Raw genomic sequence first — 658 nt, 5'->3', positions numbered from 1 at the left:
AGGCCGGTGTGCTCGGCCAACTCCCGCAGCATCGCCAACCCGACGTGCGAGACCACGCCACACTCATCAGCACTGACCGGCAACCGCCGGACCGACCCGTTCGACTTCACCTTGGAAGTGCTCCTCGAACTGTGATGACGCTGACCCTGGACAAGTCGCTTCATCCCAGTTCGGGAGCACTTCTCATCTCACCACCCCGGCCGCGCCACTAACTCCGCGTGAAACGCCGAGGCTAGGGAGGCCCAACGCAGGTCTGACACGGGTGAGCTCTCGAAGATCGATCACTGGCTACGTAGCAATCACGCTAAAGGCGACTGACAAAGAGATAGTTGAGAACGTAAGAACCGCCTCGGTCACATTGGAAGGTGGGTTCTCCGAGGCGCTGAGAATGCGCCCGAAGTAGCGCATCTCAAACTCTCGGCGCAGCTGACCGATCGATTCGTTACGAACCATCCTGCCGTCCACGAAAGACTGCACCTGGCCCGTCGCCACATTCCAGTTAGCTGAACCTCCCTGGATCTGTCGGAGGGTTCCGATCTAACAGGGAAGACGCGTCGGCGACGACTTGGACAACGCCCTCATGGAGTCCGCGATCGGGCTGTGCAAGACCGAGCTGATCGACCTGGAGACCACGCGCAGGTGGACCGGCCGCAACGAG

Origin of the sequence: Dietzia sp. UCD-THP (genome assembly GCF_000349585.1) — a bacterium.
GTDB lineage: Bacteria > Actinomycetota > Actinomycetes > Mycobacteriales > Mycobacteriaceae > Dietzia > Dietzia natronolimnaea_A.
The sequence above is the reverse complement of the archived record's forward strand: the minus strand, read 5'-3'. Positions refer to the sequence as shown.